Raw genomic sequence first — 23,022 nt, 5'->3', positions numbered from 1 at the left:
CCACCCAGGAGACACCGATGAGCACCGAACTCGAACCACCGCACGCCGACTCCGACGACGCCAGGACGGAAACCGCCGAATCTGCGATCGCGGTGACACGACTCCCACTGCGCCGCATCACGATTCCAGCGGCGGTCGTGATCACCATCATCGCCGTGGTCACTGCGAGCCTTCTCGCCGTGGACAACCACCGGATCCGGTCCCGCGAGCAGGCGCGCGACGCCGCGCACCAGGCCGCGTGCGCCTACGCCCCGACTCTGGCTCGCTACGACGCCAAGGATCTGGACACCTATTTCGCCGCGGTGCTGGCGGGCGCCACCGGTGAATGGAAGACCGAGTTCGACGCCACCAGCGGGGATCTGCGCGACGTACTCACACAGGGGCAGGTGGTCTCCACCGTCGGCAATGTCAGTTGCGCCATCGAGTCAGCCGACGAGACCACCGCACGGGCGGTGGCCGTCATCAATCAGACCATTACCAGCCTCGGCACCAAGGGCGCCCCGGCGCCCGGACAACTCTCGGTGAGCATGTCGCTGCGCAAGGACGCCGACCGCTGGCTGGTCAGCGAGGTCAGCACCCCGTCACTTTCCCACTGATCGGCAGGATGCCCGATGACCGACCAGACTACGTTCCCCCACAACAACTCCGAATCGCTGCTGGTCGGCGCGCTGCACAGCTCCGCCGCGCGCCGAGGCCGACGCCGGGCCGCCCGTCTCGCGACCGCGCTCGCAGGACGGCTGCGACTCGCTGTCGCGGCCGGGCTCGCTGTGACCATAGCGGCCGTGACCTCCACTCTCGGTGGAGTATTCGCCCTGGCGGCTCTGGTCCGCGGGCTCGAACAGCTGCTGCCCGTCTGGGCCGCCTACGCCGTAACTGCCGCGCTCTTACTGACCTGTGCGGCGATAGGGCTCGCGACCTGCGTGTGGTTGCTCGCCCGCGCAGTACGCACTGTCCGTTCCTAGCACGCCCCGAGAATAGTGGGTCGCGCAATTCATCGGGCATTTTCTATCGTTCGGATTCCGGCCGCAATACCGCGATAGCCGTAGCGGTTCCGGATAGGCACTGCTAATATCTTACTCAATATCTACACACGCGTAGTAATCAACAACACGGATCGTCACAGCGACCCGACAGCAGATATTTTGGGGAGAAGCGCATGGCAGCATTACGCACCTGGTTGTCGCTACCGGAGGTGGCGCCCGCCGAGGACTACGGGTTCTTCGGACCCGATTCCGTCGCGTGGCGGGTATGGAGTTATCCGACCGGGCTGACCATCGGTTTCCAGCGTGCGGTCGTCATCGAGGAACTCGACCCCGCGTTGATCGCGGCGGTGGACACCACGAGTGCGATCTACAGCCGGCCCCGCACTCGCTACGACCGCACGTTGCGATACTTCGCGATGGTGATGTTCGCCGACAGTCGGTCGACGGCGAGCGTGGCCGACATCCTGGTCAAGATCCATTCCAAGGCCGTGGGAATCGATCCAGTGACCGGCGGCTACTACGACGCAAATGATCCGCAGTCACAGCTGTGGATCCACCTCACCGCGTGGCATTCCTTGCTGGTCGCCTACGAGAAGTTCGGACCCGGGCGACTCAGCCCGGACGAAGAATCGCAGTACTGGCACGAATGCGCCCGCGCCGCCGAGCTCCAAACCTGCGACCCTGCCGATGTTCCCCGTACCCGCGAGGGTATCGCGCAGTACTTCGAACGCATGCGGCCACAACTCATCGGATCCGATATCGCCAAGAAGGCGATGAATCATCTTCTCGACGCCGAAGTGATGCTGCCGCCGATGCCCCTCGTGCTTCGACCACTGTTCAAATTGGTCGCGGCGTTCCTTCGGCGCGGAACTTTGGCCACGATGCCGCGCTGGATGCGGGAAATGGCCGGGTTGCCGACCGGGCGGGCGCTGGACCTCCTCGTGATCCCCTGGCTGAGCGCGGCGATGACGTTGGTCAGCTTGAACACCCGGCTGCAATTGCTACTACTGCAACTGATCTCCCCCACCACGGTACCGGTAGCGGCGCCTGTGTTGCTCGGAGTAGTGCCGAAGAACCCGGTGACGACGACACCCCGGCAGGCACAGAAAACATATGGATACGACATCCCTTCGCAAGCCCATCACGCACTCCGCCAGAAACAACGCAACCGCGTTTTGGGCGAAGGCTTACCCCCTTCGGACGAGGGGCTCATCGAGTCGCAGCAAATCCTCGGCGGCATCGCCTGAACAGAATAGAGAGCAAGAATGTTGACAAAGCTCATGGAACGACAGATCAGCATCCGTCAGATGGTGTATCTGGCAATCGCCGGTGGGGTCCCCTATTTTGCGATCGGTGTGATCTGGCTGATCACCCACGACAGCCATTTGGGCGAATTGCACGGACTCGACCGGTTGTTCTCCACCATCGGCGAGGTGATCGCCTGGCCTGTGTTGATTATTGCCGATATCGATCTCCGGTAAACGACCGGCACGATCCGCTCACCGTATGCGGTGAGCGGATCGTGCCGTCAGCTGTCGATATGCAGCCCAGCTGGGCCGAACACCGTTCTCTCCATCCCAGCAGTTGCGGCGCCCGGCTCGTTGGGCAAGGTCCGGACCATGGATCGGACGGTGGGGCGCAACCTTTCGGGCGGAAAGCGTTGCGGATCCGACAACACCATCCGTCCCAGCACTTCGGTGAATCCGAGCATGACGTGGGCGATCAGTTCGATGTCGGCCTCATGCGGGCCGCCGCGTACAGCGAAACCGGCGGCCAACAGCTCGACACACTGATCGAGGAGCTTGTCGCGGGCAGCGCCGAGCAATTCGCGATAGTCGGACGGCGCACCGTCGCTGTGCAGCAGGATCAGACGCCAGCGGGTCGGAGCCGCGGCGACAGATTCGAGAAAGGCCATCACCGCCGCGACGTACTCGCGATCAGGGTCAGATTCGTGCAGGTCACGCGGCATAGCCGCGAAGACCTGCCCCATTCCGCGTGAATGTTCCCGGTGCAGCAGGTGCGCCACCAGCTCCGGTGCTGTGGGATACATCGCATAGAGCACCGGTTTTGCCACGCCGGCTTCCTTGGCGACTGCCTGCATTGTCAAGTTCGCGAGCCCGGCATCCCCGACAACACGGAGCGCGGCGTCGAGCAGCTGCGTTCTACGCTCGTCCGGCGGTAGTCGGGGTCCGTTGCGGCGCTTGGGGCGAACGTTCGCCGACATGCTTTCGGTACTCACCACTACATCATCTCCCATTCCGGCAGCGGTCGTCAGCAATCCCCTGCAAAAAATTCTCCGATGCTCGCCGCCGCAAATGGTTCATCAGTGAGCCTAGAATTCGAATCGCAACCCGGCCCGGACGTTGTCAGCGCGCAATACCTGATTCGGTTCCGCGCAGTACGGACTCAGCGGATTCAAGGGACGAATCATGAGCCAAGATATTCTCGTAAAAACGGAGCAGCGGACGCCGGGGACCACACCCAATTCATCGCTGCTTTTTCGTGCGGTGGAACTGGTGCAGCGCATCCGACTGACGGCCGGATCGATAGAGGGCATCAGCAGCTCGCACAGGCGTTCCCGAGTCGGATGCGCGGCCATCAACGCTGCAACTCCGGCGATCGTCACACCGTCCATGTCACCGGCGCCACCGCCCGGGGTTACCGTGGAGTGAAGTATCCATGAGAGGACCGTCGCCATGTACCCGCCCGGCCCCCGACTACCCGCGATCGCGCAGACGATCCGGTATGTGCAAGCGCGGGAGCGGTTCATGACCGCCACCGCTCGCCGTTACGGCGACACCTTCACTCTGCGTTTGGTGCCGCCCTACGCCCGTCATCTGGTCGTGTTCACCCGCCCCGAACACGTCCGCGAGATCTTCGCCGCCTCCCCCACCGACCTGCACGCCGGCGAGAGCAACGGCATCCTGCGTCCGCTGCTCGGCGATCACTCGGTGCTCATCACCGACGAAGCCGAGCACGCTCGTGCCCGCCGCCTGCTGATGCCCGCCTTCACCGGGCCCGCTATGACCGGTTATCGCAAGATGATCGAGCAGATCGCCGCCACCCACGTGGAGACCTGGCGGGCTGGGTCGACGGTCCGCAGCCTGGACGCGATGACCGGGATCACCCTCGATGTCATCGGCGAGGTAGTGCTCGGTGTCGCCGATCCGCGCCGCCGCGACCTACTCGGTCCACCTATGCGCCGGATCACCGACATCGCACCGCTCACCCTGCTCGGTTCCCGCTACCCGGCCCTGCAAAAACGCGGACCCTGGAAGCGGTTCCACGACGATCGGGCCAGTCTGGACGCCCACCTCTACGCCGAGATCGAGCAGCGCCGCACCGGCAGCAACGCCACGGGCGCAGATGTGCTGTCGCGGCTGATGGCAGCGGGCAGCGGCAACGACACCCCGCTCACCCCAGACGAACTCCGCGATCAGTTGGTCACCCTGCTCGCCGCCGGGCACGAGACGACCTCGGCCGCACTGTCATGGGCGCTACGCGAGCTGGCCGCCAACCCCGCCCAGCAGGACCTCGCCCGCCAGGCCGCGCTCGACGGCGACACCGTTTACCTCGAAGCGGTGATGAAGGAAGCACTGCGCTACCACTGGGTCATCGGAGGGGTCGTGCGAAAGCTCACCCGCGACATGACGATCGGCGGCTACGACCTGCCCGCTGACACCGTCGTCGCGACCTCGATCCTGCTCGCCCACAAGCGGCCAGAGGCCTTCCCGGACGCGGTGTTCCGGCCCGACCGCTTCCTCGACGGCAGCGTGGCGCCGAATACCTGGCTGCCGTTCGGCGGTGGGGTGCGCCGGTGCATCGGAGCGGGTTTCGCGCTGATGGAGGGCGCGGCGGTGCTCCAAGAGATCCTGCGCCGCCACGTCCTGTCCCTGCCCGCGGCCGCGACGACGCGGGGCCGGGTCCGCAATATCACGAATGTGCCGTCCGACGGGGCGCCGATTCTGGTCAACTGAACAGCGCACCGACCATCAATCCGTCGTGCTGGCATGTGCTGCGATGATCCGCCAGCCATAGACATCGTCGTGCAACCAGGAACGCGTGTAACGCATCCTGGCCCCGAAAGGCTCGCCGTTGACGGTCCCCTCGACGGTCCCGAGAAACCAGGTCACCCTGGCACGCCCGTCGGTGAGTACGCTCAGTTCTTCCTCGACCAAGGCTGTCACCACCTGCGTCCGGGTGCGGTGAACCTCCAGGTCATCGGCCTTGGTGTAGACGTCCGCGCCGAAGGTGAAGATCAATCGGTCATCCAGCAGACGATCCAGCGCCTGCACATCCCCAGCAAGTTGCGCGGCCTGCAACCGCCGCTCAGCGTCCCGCAAGTTCTCCATGCGCCCCACCCTGCCAGCCGATGTCGCACTCACGCCACGATGTTCGCGTTCGGCTGAGACTGTCAGGTGATGCCGACCGGCGCGCGAAGGGGGTTGTGGCCACACGTGTTCCATGGAACGCCCTGGGAAGAAGGACAGTGAGGTCCCAACAGGATTTGAACCTGCGACCCTCTGGCGCGCGTTTCAGTTGTCCAGACCTTACCCATAGAGACCCAATAGTGTTCAGCACCAACTCTTTTAGCGACATGGACTGGCGTGCAACGGCCACGGGCTCGCCAGCGCCTATTTCCCCGCAGCGACCGGCAGGCTGAGATCGGTGACGGCGACCGTGACCTCGCGTGGCACCAATCCATGACGGAACCCTCGAGCGGCCCCAGCTACCTCGACTCGCACGCGGTGGCCCGGCTCGAAACGGTGCACGGCAGCGGGCACCGTCACCTCCACGGTGGCGTCGGAGCTGATCCGCGTGGGAACGGTGTTGCCGATGACCGTTGCGGTGCCGTCAGGGGCGAGGTCGTACACGGTCACGAACAGCACTGGAGCTTCGGCAGCGGTCGCTGCCGCGGCACCGGACACATTCAGGGTTACTCGTGGCGCCCCTACCTGCACGAGGGTGTCGGTGAGCGGCTCGCCGGTCCAGGACGCCGCAGCCTCGGGCGAGGCACCGGGGCCTGAACGTAGGGGCAGGACACCGGCGCTGAGCGGAAGATCGATGGGAGTGGCCGCCTCGTCGAGACTGGGTGCGGTGGCGTACGCGGGTTCGGCGTTGCCCTCGTAGGAAACCCAGTCACGGAACCAGGAGAACTCGGGAGCCGGTGCAACGGGTTCATCTTTGAGGTGGCGGTCGAACCAGTCCAGGTAGCGCGAGACCAGGTAGTCGGAGTCGCGGTTCGGCGCCAGTTCGTTCAGCTCGCCCGGAATCGGGTCGGCGCCGTGTCCACGGTGATGCCAGATCATGCTCACCTCGACGCCGCGCTGTTTCAACCCGTCGTAGGTGGCGGTGGCCTCTTGCAGATCGAACAGGGAATCGCGTTGTGCCTGCATGAGCAGCACCGGTACCCGCACCTTGTCGATGTAGTCAGCGACCGAGGTCGACTGCAGATATTCAGCTTCTTCGGCCCCGGCATAACCCTGGGCGAGCGATACACCCAGTGCCGGACATACCGAGTCGGAGAAATTGGGGCACGGGAATATCCGCGACGGGTCAGCGAGGTAGCCCTCGACACCGGGAGACAACACCCCGATGGCCGCAAGGCCGGTCACCCACGCGGACTTGGTGGCGCCGGTTCCGCCACCGCCATGTCCGGCGGGGCCGACAGCGCCGTCGGGTGACAGCGCATAACTCAGATCGTTCCAGGTGATCATCGGCACGATCGTGTCGATGCGTGGATCGGTCGCAGCCGCGGCGAACTGCACTGCGCCACCGTACGATCCGCCCAACATCCCCACCCGCGGGTCGTGAGCGAGCGTTTCGCCCGACGCGCCGCGCTCGTCGGTCTGAATGAAGTCGACAGGTGCTGCCGAATTCTTCAGCGCCGGATCGGTATACGCGATCCCCGCCGCGCCACCCAGGAAACTCACCAATTGCTGCGCGGCGCGGCCGTCCCACTCACGATTGTCGAGACCGACTTTGCAGGTCGAATCACCGAATCCCAGACCCGAATACATCAATGCCGCGTATCCCTGCTCAGCGAGCATCGCCCCGGTTCCCGACAGACCTTCCTTGGATAGACCGAAGCCGTTGGTCGAGAGAACGGCCGGGACCCGCGTGGCGGTCGACGCACTGGCCGGCCGGTAGAGATCACCCTCGATCGTGCACCGCTGGGCACCGTCGGGACCGGTCGCGATGTCGAACCACAGCGGGGTGACGCTGATATCGCCGGGCGCAGCGACCGCGGCCCCCGGAACCGCCGCAGCGGACAAGGCCAACACCGATACCGCGACCGCGCTCAGCGCCCTCGCAAACCGAACCCGCTCGAATTCCACGTCCCATTCCCGCCTCTGCTCACAACAAGATCCGATCGAGTGTGACATAGGCGCCGATGCAACGCAAAGCTGGCTTAAATACCGTTAAGTAAGCTCGTGGTTCAGGCTGGTGGCATCGCAAGACCGAATTGGTTGGCGAGCAGGCTGGTGAATGTCCGCATGCCCGCGACCATGTCGAAGTTCTCGTCCAACAGCCACAGATGTTCCAGCCCGACGAGAGTCGCGATGATCAGATCGGCCATTCTCGTGATGTCGGCCGGCTCGACTGCCGCCACCTCGCCGTTGCGCAATGAACGCTCGGCCACGACCTCCGAAGCGCTGCGTAGTCGGTCCAGCCGCAAGCGCGACCATTGCGCGGCCATCTCCGAACTGTCGCCGGGAGCGAGCGCGCACAGATGCTCCAAGCGGATGACTGCGCGGTCGTGCACGTTTTCCTCAACGGTGCGCACCATGAGCTCGAGTGCGTCGGTCAGGGTGAGGTCCTCATAGCTGATGTCTTGCTCGTCCGCCACCAGCCTGCCCCGATCTTCCAATACCGCCATCAGTAACGTCTGCTTGTCCGGGAAGTGGTGCAGGACACCGGGTGCGGAAAGTCCAGCCGCCTTCGCGACCGCGGTGATCGAGGTCCCCGCGTAGCCCCGCTCGGAGAACAGCTCGAGCGCTGCCTTCAGGATCCGTGCGCGAGTCTCGCGGCCGGCTTGATCGGAGACCAAGGTACGCGCCATCTCACGCCCCCTTTCTCGTTGTCGTGGCCGCACAATCGTACTGGCGGCCGAATACCCCGTCACCAGCCTGTCGAGCGGTCGGTAGGCAGGCCGGATATGGACCTTGACGTTCGCGCCGCCTCCCCGATCCGGGGCATCTCGCGCCACCCGGACATCGAACCCCACACCCGATGTCACCTCGGATGATTGGGAACTTCAGAAAGCTACGGCGCGCCGTCACCCACCACCATTCAGCACGTCGATCCGTGGAGGCGTTGTCACGTAGTGGGCCGGTACGAACTTGCTCAGATATAGAGCGTGGCGATGTCCTTGGCGTGCCGTGCCATGACAACATTCCGTTTCAGCGACAGCTTCGGCGTGAGGTGCCCCGCTTCCTGCGTCCATTCGTCGGGCAAGATCCGAATCTTCTTGATTCCCTCGGCCTTGGACACCTTGGCATTGGCCGCACCGATTGCGCTGTCGATCTCGTCTACGACCGCAGGCGCGTGCACCAGTACCTCGATCGGGGTATCTGTCGCCAGACCCTTTCTGGCCAGCCATCCCGGCAACGCTTCACGGTCCAGAGTGATCAGTGCGGCGATGAACGGCTGCCCGTCGCCGACGACCATCGCCTGGCTGATGAGCGGATGCGCCCGCAGCGAATCCTCGAGTGGCGCCGGGGAGACATTCTTGCCGGCCGCGGTCACCAGGATCTCCTTCTTGCGGCCCGTGATGGTGACATAGCCCGCGACGTCGACCGTGCCGAGATCGCCGGTGCGCAACCAGCCGTCGTCGAATGCGTCGGCGGTCGCTTCTGGATTGTTCCAGTAACCGTCGAACACGACCGGCCCGCGTACCAGCAATTCGCTGTCTTCGGCGACACGTACAGAGTGGCCGGGGAGTGGCCTGCCCACCGACCCCACCTGCGAGTGCGTGGCGGTGTTCAGCGTGATCGCCGCTGTGGTCTCGGTCAGACCGTAGCCCTCGTATACGGGAAGGCCGATCCCGCGATAGAAGTGGCCGAGTCGTGCCCCGAGTGGGCCGCCCCCGGAGACCGCGCTACGGCATTCTCCACCCAGCGCGGCCCGCAGTTTCGCGTACACCAGGCGCTCGAAGCAGAAGTGGCGTGCGCGCAACGACAGCCCCGGGCCACCCGTGTCGATCGCCTTGCTCCACTCGACGGCGGTGGCGGCGGCGTAGTCGAACACGACGCCCCGACCCGTGTCATGCGCCCTCTGCTCGGCGGAATTGAACACCTTCTCGAATACGCGCGGCACCGACAGCAGGAAAGTCGGCTTGAACGCGGCGAATTGGTCGACCAGCGTGGACCAATTCGAGGTGTGAGCGACTGTAGCCTTGGCTTCTACCGCACCGATCGAGATCACCCGGGCGAACACGTGTGCCAGCGGCAGGAACATCAGCGTTCTGTCGCCGTCCGACATCGTGTCCGCCAGTGCCGAGCGTGTGGCCGCCGATTCGGCGCGCAGGTTGCCATGGGTGAGCATGACGCCCTTGGGCCTGCCCGTGGTTCCCGAGGTGTAGATCAACGTCGCCGGCGTACTCGCGGTGGTGGTCGCCACCAGATCGGCGACGACATCGTTGTCGAGTCCCGCACCGCGCCCGGTCAGCGTCGCGATCGCTGCGTCGTCGATCCTCAGCACCTCCTTCAATCCTGGTGCCGCCTCGGCGACTTCGCGCACGGTCATGTCGTGTTCGGCGGTTTCGACGATCAGCAGCGCGGCGCCGGAATCTTCGAGAATCCACTGGGCCTGTTCGGCCGCCGAAGTCTCGTAGATGGCAACGGTGCAGGCTCCGGCTGCCCAGATCGCATAGTCCAGCAGCACCCATTCGTAGCGGGTGGCCGACATGATCGCCACCCGATCACCCATTTCGATCCCCGAGGCGATCAGACCTTTCGCCACTGCGGTCACCTGGGCGGCGAACTCGCCGATGCCGATGTCGGACCACGCGCCGCGACCATCGGGAACCTGGAACGGCACGTATCCAGGTTCGGTGCGGGCAAACTCGTACACCACCGAGGCAAGGCCCGCGTCGCTGGGAACGGTCTCGGTAGCGGGCGCCGTGAACTGCACGGTGCGACCTCCTCAATCATCTTGGACTATCACGTCTAACATTGAACGATCACGAAGCCCGGCGCACAAAGTCGCCTGGTCGCGATCCGCGAGCCGACCCGACCGAGAGCGTCAGCGGGTGCCGATGGGCTGACCGAAGAAGGCCGCCAGTTCACCGCCGATGATCGAGACCCACTCCCCCCACGTGCGCGAATCCAACGCCATGGAGCCGACTTCATCGAGTTGACAACCGCTCTCGACCGGCACCCCAGCGAAGCGATCACGCATCCACATCATGGCGCTCGGCAGGCCGATACCCTCCAGGCTCAGATGCTCGCTGAAGTGATCACGGGTGTAGGTCACTCGCGCGTTCGGATCCTGACAGTAGGTGCCGTAGAGCTTGTTGACCGGCCCGACGGGCACCAGCCAATCCATGTTCGCCTGGTACAGGAACACCGGCATGTCCGGCACACTCTTACCCATCCGGGTGCGCTCGATCACCGCCTGGGCAGCCGGTGTCGCGAGGGGATCTCCGGGCGTATCGAACAGTCCTTTGATGTTCATGAACGGGAACAGTGCGGCCTGGAAACCGACGCACAGCTGGTCTTTTCCGGTCAGCAGTGCCTGCCCCAGCGGATTGTTCGTTTCGCGCAGGAAGGCGGCGAACTCCGGCTCTTCATGCGCCAGGCCGATGATGCCCGCGTACACCAGACCGGAGGCCGCGTTGTTGTTCGCCAGATTCACCAACTCCCCCAGGTCGGCATCTGTTCCGCCGGAGACCGCGCCGACGATATTCAGTTCCGGCGCATAGGTTTTGCGCATCTCGGCCGCCCACATCGTGGGGACCGAACCACCGGAGTAGCCCATCATCCCGACCTTGGTCGCCGCCCCGTCCAGACCCATCGGCGTGAAGTTCTCGGCCGCGCGAATGCCGTCGAGCGCGATCCGCCCGGCCAATGGGCCGTGCGCGAAGGCCGCGTTCGGCCCCTGATGATCGGGCACCACCACGGCCCAGCCCTGTTGCAACGCCACCTGGACCTCGAGGAAACCGATCGGCGCGACCAGTTGACCGGTCACGAAGCCGGGCAGCGCCCACTGCTGGATCGAATACGACGAGGCGCAGTACTTACCCGTCGAGTCCTCGGCCATGTGGTACGAGAGCAAGTTGCGCGACCCGCGTGGCACTTCTCCGCGCGGCTTCAGCACGGTCGCGACAGCACCGATCGGTTCGTCGCGACTGTTGTTCGACCGATACGACAGCTGCCAGGCATCGACATTGAGCGGCAGCACGTTATAGGTCGCGACGTTGACCTGCCGCGCGGCGATGATCTCGCCGGGCTGCTTGGCTGCGACGACGTCCGCGGGCGGACGGTAGAAGGAATCGAACTCCGGTATCGCCGGTGAACTCACGAACGGCGGCGCGGGCTGCACGACTCCGTCGAACGGCACCGCCGACGCTGGAGCGACGACGACCGTAGCGGTCCCCGCGACCATCATCACGGCGAACGCGAGCGAACGGGCCCGCGACTTGGTTCGGCCGTGACGGTCTCTCACCGGCGCGCGCCAGTTCACTGCGGCCATATCGAGCACTCCCAGCATCATTGTTGGACGCGAATATCTAAGATGTGGGGCACACTACCCATCCGGCGAGAGATGAGGCAAGTCACAGCTGAGTCGACAACGAAGGACATCTGTCCCAGACGCTCAATCCCATAGGCTTCGCCCCCCGAGCGCGTTGAGTGCACGCATGCCGACCTCAAACGATCCTGCTACAAGGCACGGCAAGCAGCCAGGCCACGAGCGGCGATCGAGATTGGACATACATAGACAATGACGTCTAATGTTTCGCTGCGACTTGGAGCACGCAGCGTCTGGGTCAGTGCAGTGGCGCACACTCGAGAGGTTGGGTAGATGAACTTTCGTCCAGGGGCGGCTGGCCGCCGTCTGATGGGGCTGGCGGCGGGGGCGATGGCAATCGCGATGATCGCCGGCGCTGCCCCCAGCACGGCCGAGCCGACTGTGGTTCAGCCCGCTGCTCCGATTCCGGCCCCGCCGGAGCTCGATCCCGCCTTCTACCGACCTGCCGCCGACATCGTCGCGGCGAAAGCACCCGGTGAGATCATCGCCGCGCGCCAGGTGAACGTCGCCAACGTGGGGGTCATCCCGCTCAACGTCGATGCATGGCAGGTGTCCTACCGGTCCAACAACAGCCGCGACGAGGCCATCCCGGCCGTCGCGACGGTACTCAAGCCGCGGAATTCGACACCGTCGAAGCTGGTGTCAATGCAGATCGCCGAGGATTCGCTGGCCGGATACTGCGCGCCGTCCTATGCCGTACAGCAATGGTCACCCGCCATCCTCGCCGGCCAGATCGTCGCTCCGGCAGAGTTCGTGATCGCACAAGCGGCAGTGCAGCAGGGCTGGGCCGTCGTGATCCCCGACCATCAGGGGCCCGACAGCGCCTACGCGGCTGGGCCACTGGCCGGCCGGATCACCCTCGACGGCATTCGGGCCGCCCGGAGTTTCGAGCCGCTACGAGTCACGCCGGACGCGCGCATCGGCATGTACGGATACTCCGGCGGCGCGATCGCCACTGGCCACGCGGCCGAGCTGAAACAAAGCTACGCACCCGAGCTCAATATCGTGGGTGCCGCCGAGGGCGGTGTTCCCGCCGATCTCGGCGCAGTGCTCAGCAACGGCAACAACGGGGCGTGGTCCGGGATCATCTACGCTGCGGTCCTCGGCCTTTCGCGTGAATATCCGGATTTCACGGAGATGTTGAACCGAGACCTCGACCCACTGGGCAAAGGTCTGGCTACGGTCAAGGGTGGGCTATGCGTGCAGTACAACACCGCGCTGGTGCCCTTCCTGAACATCTCGGGCATGCTGCGGACTCCCGGCGGTGACCCGCTGCGCGACCCCGTCGTGATGGCGACCATGGACAAGACCCGCATGGGTAAGTCTGTTCCCGACATGCCGATGTATATCTGGAACGCCAACCCGGACGAACTCATCCCGGTCGGTCCGGTGAACACGTTGGTACACACCTACTGCGAACGCCCCACGGCGACAGTGCAATACACGCGCGAGCACTTTGCCGAGCACATCACAACGGAGATCTCCGGGGCCGCGCCGGCGCTGCTGTGGTTGAAGGATCGACTCGACGGAGTTCCCGCACAGCCCGGGTGCAACATCACCGATGCGGGCTGGCTAGCCCTGAATCCGGACGGAATGACCTTGTTCGCGTCCATCTTCGGCGAGACGATCGCGTCGTTCTTCGGCAAACCGATCGGAGCGAAATAGTCGAGCGAACTCGGAGTGGACCGCCGAATCATCGGCTTGCTCCGAACTGTCCATCGGCTGCCGCTGACAGCGTTTTCCGCTGGTCAGCGAGCGTGCCGACCTGATCTGCGGTCACCCGGGCCACTGCGTTCGGGTGACCGTGGCCGAACGGCCCATTATCAACCGACCGCGCTCGGGCCACTAGAGTTGACGGCGTGATTGCGAGCGGGTCCCCACGTGTCTACGACGGTCGCCCGGTCGAGGATCGCCGGGCCGAACGGCGAGAGCAGTTCATCACAGCTGGTCTCGCCGTGTTCGGCGAGCAGGGCTATCAAGGCACATCCATCACGATGGTGTGCAAAGCCGCCGGGTTGGCCCGCGCGCAATTCTATGAGCATTTCGGCAACCGCGAGCAACTACTGCTGGCGGTATACGACCTGATTCAGGCTGATGCGCGTCGGGCGGTGGTCGAGGCGCTGAGCGAGGCCGGCGATGTGGACGCGCCCACGCGGGCGCGTATCGCTGTGCGTGCCTACGCCGAATCGATCGGGATAAACCCCCATCGTGCACGTGTATCTTTCGTCGAGATCGTCGGCGTGAGTGCCGATGTCGAGAAACACCGGGTCGACCAGCGTGAGATCTGGGTACAGTTCTTCACGGCAGAACTGAAGCAGGCGCGAGACCCGGACTTCGTTCCCGCAGGCGGTTTCCGCGCCGCAGCAACGGGTTTCATCGGAGCGCTCATGGCGCTGGTTCATCAGTGGAGCATCGGTGGAACGTCCGCCGAGCTCGAGGATCTGGTCGAGGTTCTGACGCGCTTCCTCATCAGCGTGATGTGAAACCCTCTGCCGACCGCGCAGGCCGATTCACTAGCAACGGCGCTTCATGCCGTCGTTCGAGTCGATGCCGAGCACGCCTTGCGGTTGCGGTGTTGCGGCAAGTACCCGAGTTCCCCATCGACGACAACTCATGGCCACACATGCTTCGGGCGACTGATTGCCGGAGACCGCGCTGTCCAGGGCAATCAGTCGCCGGTGGTATCAGTCAGCCACAGGGATATCGATACCCGCGGCGCCGTGGAAGGCGGACAGCGTCACCACGGTGCCAGGTTCGGTTTCGCCGGCGTACAAGGGGTCCTCGGTGGCGAGGATGACGGCAAGCCGGTGGCCGGCGGGGACTCGATAGTCGGTGGCCTGCAAGCGCAGTTCGACTGCGGTGGGGTGTTCCGGTACGGCGTTGCTCACCGTGGTCGCGGCATGGGTGATGATCTTCAGGTTGCCGGTGACCACGTCCAGGTCGAAGAGATAGGCGACGACGGTGGCGGCCTTGGTGGTGGGCGTCACCGTCACACGAATTCGCGGGATGCCCGCGATGTGGTGCGGCGACGGGAGCGGAGCGCTCGTCCACACCGCTGCGGCGGAACGGTCGACCTCGGCGAGCTTGTGCCGCACGGGCATGAGCAGCCGCTCACGGAAGCCGTCCATGACCAGTTGATTCACGGCGCGGACATTCGGGTCCCCGGAACGGATGTTCCGACTGAACTCCGATGGCGGGTCGAGAACCAGCGCGCCATCGCCGGATCCACTCGCGGGCGCGGCGAGATAGTAGGTGCGGATCGGGTTGGACGACCAGCCTTCCACACCGACGAAGGAGGAGACGGTGAAGCTGTGCATAGTCTCGGTGTGCACGGCACCGTCGTCATCGATGCCGTTGTCGACACCGTTGAGATAGTGGTCGAGCCAGTCGTATGCGGCCTCGGTGGTGCGGGTGTACACACCGAGCAGCAAGCCCGGGATCTCCACTGCCCCATGATCTCCGATTGCCAGATCCAGGCGCTTGGGGCCGGGGAACTCGGCGAAGTAGCTCAGCAGCTGGTTCTGGGGAAAAATGGTCTCGTGCCAGTAGCTGGTGAAGAAGGTCGGCACGGGGCGGCGCGGATCCGGCATGTGGGCGGGTGACCGTCGTCGCGCGTACTTCAGCACACCTTCGATGTCGGTGTTCGTCCGGAAGTCCTCGAGCACCTTCACCAGTTCGGCGCTGGGCTTCTCACTGATCGCAGCCAGCGCTTCAGCGGCGAGGATGTGGCGGGTCCCGTTGTCGTACAACGCTTCACCGAGGTCAGCCCATGTACTCAGGGCGACAACCGCTTTCACGCGCGGATCGGACTGGGCGACGAGCTGGCCGATGCCTGAGCCGTAGGAGATGCCGGCCATGCCGATACGCTCCGGGTCTACCTCGATTTCCGGGTGATCGAGCGCCCAGCTGATCACCAGCGACCCATCCGCGACGTCTTCGGGACCGGCCACTGTCAGCTCACCACCGGAACCGGGCAAGCCGCGCTCGGTATAGGCAACGACGGCGTAGCCGCGCATGAGCAGCCTGATCAGCGCTCCGGAGTACATTTTCCAGCCCGCCGGGTCCAAACCGGCGGGAAGCACGACAAGCGCATGGGGGCCACCGCTGGTCGGCCAGGCGGCCATCGCGTCGAGCAGATCGCCGTCGTAGCCGGGAATCTGGACCTGAGCGAACCGGCACCGCCCGCGGACGGCGGCGATGTCATCGACCAAGTAGTCGGGGACGCCGGCCGCGTTCCCGGTGAGCAGATCGGCAACGACGGCGAACGCGGCGGCTTCCTGATCGGGGGCGAGTAGACGCAGGCGGTCCGGGCGAGCTTCTGGCATGGCGATCTCCTGTCGAATTGGTGTATTTCACGGCAGCAGAACAGTTTCGCGACAAGCAAGGGAGCCACTGCGGGTTCAGATCCGAGCCCCCCGCTCACCAGTTATGCTACATCGACATCAATCATCTGCGTGTTCTGTTGCCACAGTTGATATCCGGATTCCCCGCCCGGCACTCGTTGACTGATCATGTTCTGCCCCAACGCTTCACGGCGTCGAGCGGCCGGATACGGGTGAACTACGCGACCTCTCGAAGTTCCCGGCAAACAGCGCTCACCCCCTCGGTCGTCGAATATCCGAGGAAGTCTCCTTCACGTCCGACACCGGCCGACTTCTCACAGAAGAGCCCGCAGAGCCAGCTAGTTGATTAGCACAAGTAATCTAATGTATAGTTGCATTCTGCAAGTAAATATTCTCGTCTGGGAGTAGTCATGGCAGTGTCACCCGATACGGCTCAGAGCCTGATCAGAGAGCTCTATTTCATGGGCCGGACCATCCGCGCTGCCCTCTCCCATCCCGACGAAGGCGACCTGCTTCCAGGCGGTATCGGCGTGCTGGGCTCGCTCGAGGCCAGGGGTCCGTGCCGGCAGGTGGATCTCGCGGTGGACTTGTGTATCAGCCCGTCGACACTGAGCAGGCATGTTGCCGAGCTGGTGCGCTCAGGCAACATTGCCCGCCACGCCGATCCCGACGACGGCCGGGCCACTCTCATCCAGATCACCGACGAAGGACGCGATCTGCTGGGGCGCGTCCGACTATCGCGGGCACAGGGATTGCAGACCGCTCTCACCCATTGGAGCGAGGAAGAAGCCGAACAGGCCACCTCGGTTGTTCGCAAGCTCAGGAATTCACTGGCCACGGTCGCGCCCCACACCGCGGTGGGCGCGCGCCGGCCGGTTTCGACAGAAAGTCAGGAAGCGGATGTCTGATCCAGTCGAGGCGGGGACGCGGCGGGCCCCGGTCGCGATGACCCATCGTCAAATCCTGGAAGCCATGACCGGGCTGCTGGCGGCGCTGTTCACAGCACTGCTCAGCACCACGATCGTGGCGACCGCGCTGCCCACGATCATCGGCGACCTGGAGGGGTCGCAGACCGCATACGCCTGGGTCATCACCACAGCACTGCTGGCCAACGCCGCGTCCACCCCGATCTGGGGCAAGTTCGCCGATCTGTTCAACAAGAAGCTGTTGGTCCAGTCGGCCATCGTCATCTTCGTCATCGGTTCGGTGATCGCGGGCGTCGCGGGCACTGTGCCCATGCTGCTGGCGGCACGAGTCATCCAGGGCATCGGCATGGGCGGCTTGACCGCGCTCGTCGTCGCGATCATCGGTTCCATCGTCTCGCCGCGTGAACGCGGACGCTATTCCGGCTACATGGGTGCTGTGATGGCGGTGTCGATGTCGGGTGGACCCATCCTCGGCGGTGTCATCGTCGACAGTCCGCTCGGCTGGCGATGGTGCTTCTTCGTCTGTGTGCCCTTGGCCGTGATCGCCCTGGTGCTGCTGCAGCGGACCCTGCGGCTGCCGACCGAACGCAAGGCCGGGGTGTCGATCGACTGGCTCGGTGCCGCCCTGATGACGGCCGGTGTGTCGGTGCTGCTCATCTGGGTGTCGTTCGCGGGGAAGGCGGACTACTACGCGTGGTTCTCCCGCGAATCGGCCCTGTACGTCGGCGTGGGCGTTGTGCTGCTGCTCGCGACCCTGCTGGTCGAATCCCGAGCCAAGTCACCGATCATCCCGCTCTCGATCGTCACCGAGCGCACCACCGGTCTGGCGATCATCGCCTCGATCGCGGTCGGAATCGGCATGTTCGGAGCGACCACCTTCCTCGGCCAGTACTTCCAGACCGCGCGCGGATACTCACCGACGGTGGCCGGCGTGCTGACCATCCCGATGGTCGCGGGCATGCTCGTCGCCTCGACCGGTTCGGGACAGCTGATCACCCGGTTCGGGAAGTGGAAGGCGTTCGTCGTCACCGGCGGTGCGCTGCTGGTGGTCGGGTTCGGGCTGCTCTCGACGATCGATCACGCCACCAACCTGTGGCTGGTCGGCACCTACATCGCCGTTGTCGGGCTCGGTGTCGGCATGATGATGCAGAACCTGGTGCTGGCCGTGCAGAACACCGTGAGCGTGCACAATATCGGCGCCGCATCGAGCAGCGTCGCGTTCTTCCGCACGTTCGGTGGCGCGATCGGTGTCTCGGTGCTGGGATCGGTCCTGGCTACCCGGGTGAGCGAGCTGTCGACAGAAGGTTTCGCGAAGATCGGTGTGACAACCAGTTCCTCCGGCGGCAGCAATCTGAACCTGCACGGCCTACCCGCACCGATAGCGACGATCGTGCGCGCCGCCTACGGTGACGCGACCGGCCGGATCTTCCTCATCGCCACGGGGGCGGCGGTCGTCGCCCTCCTGGCGACCGCGTGGCTTCCCAACCGTCCGCTGCGCAGCACGATCGATATCGATCCGGCCCTCGACCCGACCGCGAAAGAGTCTGCCTCGCAGGACAATCCGACCGAAGCCGACCGAATGGCAGCGCTGGATGCCGAATTGGCCGTACTCGCGGAGTCGAGGTGGGAAGAAGACCCGGTCTGGGAAGGCGCTGAGCGAGTGTTGTCCGAATCAGAGCTGGTGCCGACTGCTTCGGCCGGACGGCATGCGCCGGTAGATCAGAACGGTCATCGGGCCTACCAGGTCGACGCGTCGTCGCAATCCGCTCCGTCCACCGGCGACTTGTCCGGCTCGGACATCGGCGGTGGAGCGGTGGACGGACACGTCCGCCGCGAGAACGGTCAGCCGTTGCCGGGTGCGGTGTTGACGTTGATCGATCAGGCCGGCCGTCAGGTTGCGCGGGCGTGCAGTGCCGCTGATGGTGGCTATGCGATCAGTGCGCCGGAGCCGGGTGGTCATGTGTTGATCGTGTCGGCGATGGGGCACCAGCCGGCCGCGGTCAATGTCTCGGTCGGTCAGCGCACCCAGCGGATGGATCTGACCCTGGTCGGTTCCGGTGAGCTGTCGGGTGTCGTCCGTACCGCTGCCCACGGCTCGCCGTTGTCGGGTGCCACCGTCACCTTGACCGATATGCGCGGTGAGGTGGTCGGGGCCGCCGTCACGGGCGGTGACGGCACCTACCTGTGCCATGGCGTGGTGTCGGGTGTCTACACCTTGGTCGCGGCGGCTGAGCACATGCGTCCCAGCGCAACCACATTGACGGTGCCCGACAGTGGCGTAATGCGTCACGACATCGAGTTGACCGCGATGGCGGTGCTCGCCGGATCGGCGCGGGCCGACGGCGATCGGGCGGTGCCGGACGTGCTGGTCACGGTGCTCGACGCCGCGGGTGAGGTAACCGCATCGGCGCGCACCGACGAGAACGGCCGCTATGTCGTGACCGATCTCGCCGAAGGGCAATACACCGTTGTTGCCCGTGGTTATCCGCCGGTGACCGGGCAGGTCACCGTGACCGGTGGCGAAGCCGCCTACGACGTGCGGCTCGGCTACGGGCTCGGGGATCGTTGATGAGCGGGTTGACCGGTCGGGTTCGCACCGCGGAGGGGTGGCCGGTGCCGGACGCGGTGTTGACGGTGACGGATATGACGGGCAGCCAGATCGCCCGTGCGGTAGCCGACGAAACCGGAGCGGTGAGCACCGGCCCGCTGCCCGCGGGTGTCCACACCGCGGTGCTCACCGCTGTCGGGTTCGAGCCGGTGGCACGGATCGCGCAGATCGCTTCCACGGGGACGGGCGTACTCGGCGAGGTGGTGCTGGTGCCGGCGGTGGGGGCAGTTGCGTTGCCCCCGCCGGGGCCGTGGACGATCGATCCGGCACATTCGACGGTGATCGCCACCGCGCGTCATCTGGGAATCGCGAGTATCAAAGCCCGATTCGCCGAGGTGAGTGGGCGACTCGATATCGCTGAGTCGTTCGAGCGATCCACCGGGCACGCGGAGATCAAGGCAGCGGGTATCGATACCGGAATATCGATGCGTGACAATCACCTGCGCTCGCCGGAGTTCTTGGACGTCGACAGGTATCCGCTGATCACTTTCACCGGTCACGGGCTGCGCCGTACCGGGGGTGACACCTGGGTGATGCCGGGTGAGCTGACCATGCACGGGCAGCGCCGCTCGGTCGACCTCGAGGTGGCCTTCGGCGGGTTCGGGCCCGATCCGTGGGGTGGCGTACGCGCCGCGTTCCACGCCGAAACACTCTTGCACCGCAACGATTTCGCGATCGACTACAACGCGATCGTGCGCACGGGCGTGGCCGCCGTCGGCACCACCGTCAAAATCGAACTCGACATCGAAGTCGTACAGGGCGAGCAGCTACCCGCAATCTAGCGGAGCACTCACACCTTGTCGCCGCGGCTTGTCGAGCCAGAAAGCGAGTCCGGCGCGATCAGCGCGGGCGGGCATCGAGCACACAGTCCGGCGCGGCCGTGGGCACCGTCCGCAGCAGCGTGAAACCGCCGCGCGCGAGCAGCTCGCGGAACTGCGCCTCGGTGCGTTCGTGGCCGCCGTCGGTGTTGACCAGCATCTCCAGGTCGATGAACTTACCCGGGTGCGGACGCTGATGATCGGGCAGCACCAGTTCGATCACCAGCAGCCGGGCGGACGGATCCATCGCGGCGTGGATCGTGCGCAGGATCTGCTCGGCCTTGGCGTCGGACCAGTCGTGCAGGATGTGTTTGAGCAGGTAGACGTCACCACCTGCCGGAACCTCGTCGAAGAACGACCCCTCCCGCGCCGCGCAGCGCCCCGCCAGCCCGTGCGCCGCGAGTTCGCTGTCCAGGTTCGCGACCACGTCGGGCAGGTCGAACACGATGCCCTCCGCGTCCGGGTAGCGATCGAGGATCTCCACCAGCAGGCTGCCGCGCCCGCCACCGACATCCACCAAGGTGCCGAACTGGCCGAAATCGTAAGCCGCCAGCAGTGGTTCGATGGACAGCGTGGAGATGCTGGTCATCGCGCGGTCGAACAGGTCGCCGATCTCGCGGTGCGTCGCGGCGTACTCGAAGAAGCTCGCACCGTCGAGAGCGGGGCCGACGGCTTCGCCGGTGCGTACCGCGTCGGTCAGGTGGGTCCAGTGGTTGCGGTGATACGGCGAACCGAAGAACAAGGACGTATCGCGCAGCGTCACCTCGCCGTCGGAGCACAGCGACTCACCCATCCTGGTGAGGCCATAGGAACCGTCGCGATGCTGGGCGAACACCCCGAAACTCACCAGCAGACGCATCAGCCTGCGCACGCCGTCCTCGTCGGCGCCCACCGCCGCGGCCAGCTCGGCCGCCCCGCGCCGCCCACGGGCCAGTTCGTCGGCGATACCCAGCTCGGCCGCGGCGCTGATCGACTGCGAGAGGAATCCGGCGATCTGTAGTTCCAGTAGCGCGATATGGCCGGGAACCAGTCGGCGATGCAGCGCCGAGAGCGCGTCGCGCACTCGCTCGATGGCTCGCAGAACCGGTGTGGGTGGTGGCTTCTTCAGTGCTGTGGACGTCATGAGACTCCATCGTCGGCCGGTTGACCTGCACGTACGCGAGGGAGTTTACGGGAACCGCCCGCGTCGGGATACAGGAATCGGGGTCAGGTCGAAGTCTGGTCCGAGCCATTTTCGGCACGGCGCAGCAGGTAATTCCATCCGGCCAGCACTTGGGTCCGATCCCAGACCTGGCCGCGTTTGAAGTCCGTCTCGGACTCACTGGACCAGGTCTTGGGACCACCCGCCGACAGCGACATGAGTTGGGTTCGGCAGGCGCGTTCGAGCAGGACGGCATACATGACGGCGGTGGCTACGTCGGGGCCGACGGTCACCGCGCCGTGGTTGGGGATGAGGACCGCATCGGCGTCACCGAGCGTGCACGCCAACGCGTGACCCAGTCGAGTCGAGTCGATGAGCGCGCCGGTCTCGGTGAAGCGTGGCAGCCGCGAGTTGGCGAACAGGACGCCGTCGTGGGAGATCGGACGCAGCTCACAGTTGAGTGAGGCGAACGCCGACAGCGTCGGCGCGTGGGTGTGGACGACACTGCCGACGTCGGGGCGTGCCGCCATGATGGCGGTGTGGATGGGGTATTCGAGGTGGCGTCGACCGGTGCCGTCGAGCACCTCGCCTTCGGGCGAGACCAACACGACTTTGTCGGTGTCGATCTCCTCGAATCCCCACCCGGAGGCTTTCATCCACACGCCCCGACCGCCGGGGTCACGCACCGACGCGTGTCCCCAGACCATGTCGCCGAGACCGGCAACGGCGAGAACACGGCTCGCCTGCACGACGTGTGTTCGAGGGTCGGTCACGAAATCTCCTGACGGTTCTACAGGGCGCGGGCGGCGGCGGGCACGAGGACGACGACCTCGGTGTCGACGGGGGCCAGCGTTGCCAGCAGGTGGTGGTGCATGTTCTGGTGGGCGAGAGCCAGTCCCGCCTGATGGATGGGTACGGCGACGCGAGGCGCGACGGCCCTGAGAAAGTCGATACCTTCTTGCAGTTTCATCCACGGGCCTCCGGCAGGCACGAACAAGGTGTCCACCGGGGCAGGCGGCAGATCGAACGCGTCGCCGGGATGGAAGACCGCGCCTTCGACGAGATAGCCGTTGTTGCGTGAGGTCGGTAGCTCAGGGTGGATACAGGCATGCTCGCCACCGGTTACCTGAAGTTCGACTCCCCCGACCGTCAACGCGTCTCCGGGTTCGGCGATCACACGGACAGCGGCGTAGCCATCGAGCGCCTCGGCCGCGTCCGCGCCGACAACGATGCGCGCCTGGGGGTTTCGGTCCAGCAGGGCTGTGGTCCTTGCGATGTCGAAATGGTCGGGGTGCGCGTGGGTGATCAGGACCAGGTCCAGGTCGCGCAGTTCTTCGAATCCGTTCGAGTAGGTGCCGGGGTCGATGAGCACGCGGCGGTCGTGCGTGGTGCCCGCGATCTCGATCAGGACGCAGGCGTGCCCGTAGTGGGTGATGTTCACAGCAGATCCT

20 protein-coding genes, 1 tRNA gene and 1 pseudogene are annotated in these 23,022 nt (G+C 65.2%); 11 read left to right on the top strand and 11 right to left on the bottom strand.

Translation table 11 applies throughout. From position 1 onward, the window contains the following. Positions 1-17 precede the first annotated feature (17 nt). The 4 genes from ACWF99_RS11475 (at position 18) to ACWF99_RS11460 (ending at position 2,464) form a co-directional block, all read left to right on the top strand. A complete protein-coding gene (locus ACWF99_RS11475) occupies positions 18-596 on the top strand; it encodes a hypothetical protein (protein WP_452535778.1) in 579 nt (192 codons plus the stop codon). Positions 597-611: 15 nt separating this feature from the next. Beyond that, positions 612-962, top strand: coding sequence for a hypothetical protein (locus tag ACWF99_RS11470; RefSeq protein WP_452535777.1), 351 nt, complete (start codon positions 612-614; stop codon positions 960-962). 194 nt (positions 963-1,156) lie between these two features. After that, on the top strand, positions 1,157-2,230 hold the full coding sequence (locus tag ACWF99_RS11465; RefSeq protein WP_452535776.1) for an oxygenase MpaB family protein: 1,074 nt from the start codon (positions 1,157-1,159) through the stop codon (positions 2,228-2,230). 33 nt (positions 2,231-2,263) lie between these two features. Further along, the gene (locus ACWF99_RS11460) at positions 2,264-2,464 is read left to right on the top strand and encodes a hypothetical protein (protein WP_378627919.1); all 201 of its coding nucleotides are present in this window, start codon (positions 2,264-2,266) and stop codon (positions 2,462-2,464) included. A 47-nt stretch (positions 2,465-2,511) separates the two neighbouring features. Here ACWF99_RS11460 and ACWF99_RS11455 read toward each other — a convergent pair whose 3' ends face one another. Next, positions 2,512-3,261: a TetR/AcrR family transcriptional regulator gene (locus ACWF99_RS11455; protein ID WP_452535775.1), complete on the bottom strand. Its 750-nt coding sequence runs from the start codon at positions 3,259-3,261 to the stop codon at positions 2,512-2,514. A gap of 418 nt (positions 3,262-3,679) precedes the next feature. On the opposite strand from ACWF99_RS11455, the gene ACWF99_RS11450 reads away from it, so the two are divergent. Beyond that, positions 3,680-4,960 (top strand): cytochrome P450, encoded by a 1,281-nt coding sequence (locus ACWF99_RS11450; RefSeq protein WP_378627918.1) that lies wholly within the window; start codon positions 3,680-3,682, stop codon positions 4,958-4,960. Between the two features lie 15 nt (positions 4,961-4,975). Here ACWF99_RS11450 and ACWF99_RS11445 read toward each other — a convergent pair whose 3' ends face one another. The 6 genes from ACWF99_RS11445 to ACWF99_RS11420 all read right to left on the bottom strand — a co-directional run bounded on the left by ACWF99_RS11445 (position 4,976) and on the right by ACWF99_RS11420 (position 11,678). Further along, a complete protein-coding gene (locus ACWF99_RS11445; protein ID WP_452535774.1) occupies positions 4,976-5,368 on the bottom strand; it encodes a nuclear transport factor 2 family protein in 393 nt (130 codons plus the stop codon). Between the two features lie 107 nt (positions 5,369-5,475). Then, positions 5,476-5,548: transfer RNA gene (locus ACWF99_RS11440), tRNA-OTHER, on the bottom strand. A 69-nt stretch (positions 5,549-5,617) separates the two neighbouring features. Then, complete coding sequence (locus tag ACWF99_RS11435; RefSeq protein WP_452535773.1) at positions 5,618-7,321, bottom strand: CocE/NonD family hydrolase; 1,704 nt, start codon at positions 7,319-7,321, stop codon at positions 5,618-5,620. A 101-nt stretch (positions 7,322-7,422) separates the two neighbouring features. Continuing rightward, complete coding sequence (locus tag ACWF99_RS11430) at positions 7,423-8,046, bottom strand: TetR/AcrR family transcriptional regulator (protein WP_452535772.1); 624 nt, start codon at positions 8,044-8,046, stop codon at positions 7,423-7,425. 284 nt (positions 8,047-8,330) lie between these two features. Then, complete coding sequence (locus tag ACWF99_RS11425; protein ID WP_452535771.1) at positions 8,331-10,118, bottom strand: AMP-dependent synthetase/ligase; 1,788 nt, start codon at positions 10,116-10,118, stop codon at positions 8,331-8,333. Between the two features lie 111 nt (positions 10,119-10,229). Beyond that, positions 10,230-11,678 carry a lipase family protein gene (locus ACWF99_RS11420; protein WP_452535770.1) on the bottom strand — a complete coding sequence of 483 codons (1,449 nt, stop codon included), beginning with the start codon at positions 11,676-11,678 and terminating at the stop codon, positions 10,230-10,232. A gap of 330 nt (positions 11,679-12,008) precedes the next feature. On the opposite strand from ACWF99_RS11420, the gene ACWF99_RS11415 reads away from it, so the two are divergent. Further along, positions 12,009-13,400: a lipase family protein gene (locus ACWF99_RS11415; RefSeq protein ID WP_452535769.1), complete on the top strand. Its 1,392-nt coding sequence runs from the start codon at positions 12,009-12,011 to the stop codon at positions 13,398-13,400. Between the two features lie 194 nt (positions 13,401-13,594). Beyond that, positions 13,595-14,218, top strand: a complete 624-nt coding sequence (locus ACWF99_RS11410; protein WP_452535768.1) for a TetR/AcrR family transcriptional regulator — start codon at positions 13,595-13,597, stop codon at positions 14,216-14,218. Positions 14,219-14,419: 201 nt separating this feature from the next. Here the strand turns inward: ACWF99_RS11410 and ACWF99_RS11405 are convergent, their stop codons facing one another. Continuing rightward, positions 14,420-16,060 carry a CocE/NonD family hydrolase gene (locus tag ACWF99_RS11405; protein WP_378627907.1) on the bottom strand — a complete coding sequence of 547 codons (1,641 nt, stop codon included), beginning with the start codon at positions 16,058-16,060 and terminating at the stop codon, positions 14,420-14,422. A 428-nt stretch (positions 16,061-16,488) separates the two neighbouring features. Here ACWF99_RS11405 and ACWF99_RS11400 point away from each other — a divergent pair, with 428 nt between their 5' ends. The 4 genes and pseudogenes from ACWF99_RS11400 (at position 16,489) to ACWF99_RS11385 (ending at position 20,394) form a co-directional block, all read left to right on the top strand. Continuing rightward, the gene (locus ACWF99_RS11400) at positions 16,489-16,986 is read left to right on the top strand and encodes a MarR family winged helix-turn-helix transcriptional regulator (protein ID WP_452535767.1); all 498 of its coding nucleotides are present in this window, start codon (positions 16,489-16,491) and stop codon (positions 16,984-16,986) included. 37 nt (positions 16,987-17,023) lie between these two features. After that, a pseudogene (locus ACWF99_RS11395) lies at positions 17,024-18,535 on the top strand (MDR family MFS transporter); the annotation flags it as partial. 48 nt (positions 18,536-18,583) lie between these two features. Beyond that, positions 18,584-19,573: an MSCRAMM family protein gene (locus ACWF99_RS11390; RefSeq protein ID WP_452535970.1), complete on the top strand. Its 990-nt coding sequence runs from the start codon at positions 18,584-18,586 to the stop codon at positions 19,571-19,573. Further along, complete coding sequence (locus ACWF99_RS11385) at positions 19,573-20,394, top strand: YceI family protein (RefSeq protein WP_452535766.1); 822 nt, start codon at positions 19,573-19,575, stop codon at positions 20,392-20,394. The genes ACWF99_RS11390 and ACWF99_RS11385 overlap by 1 nt, the downstream gene beginning before the upstream one ends. 58 nt (positions 20,395-20,452) lie before the next feature. Here ACWF99_RS11385 and ACWF99_RS11380 read toward each other — a convergent pair whose 3' ends face one another. The 3 genes from ACWF99_RS11380 to ACWF99_RS11370 all read right to left on the bottom strand — a co-directional run bounded on the left by ACWF99_RS11380 (position 20,453) and on the right by ACWF99_RS11370 (position 23,012). Continuing rightward, positions 20,453-21,553 carry a methyltransferase gene (locus ACWF99_RS11380; protein WP_452535765.1) on the bottom strand — a complete coding sequence of 367 codons (1,101 nt, stop codon included), beginning with the start codon at positions 21,551-21,553 and terminating at the stop codon, positions 20,453-20,455. Between the two features lie 83 nt (positions 21,554-21,636). Continuing rightward, the gene (locus ACWF99_RS11375; RefSeq protein WP_452535764.1) at positions 21,637-22,344 is read right to left on the bottom strand and encodes a class II aldolase/adducin family protein; all 708 of its coding nucleotides are present in this window, start codon (positions 22,342-22,344) and stop codon (positions 21,637-21,639) included. 17 nt (positions 22,345-22,361) lie between these two features. Continuing rightward, entirely contained in the window at positions 22,362-23,012 is a 651-nt protein-coding gene (locus ACWF99_RS11370) for an MBL fold metallo-hydrolase (RefSeq protein WP_452535763.1), read from the bottom strand. Positions 23,013-23,022: the final 10 nt, after the last annotated feature.

The organism is Nocardia sp. NPDC055002 (genome assembly GCF_053608825.1).
Note: the sequence above shows the minus strand (reverse complement) of the source record. Positions and strands in the feature narration are given on the sequence as shown.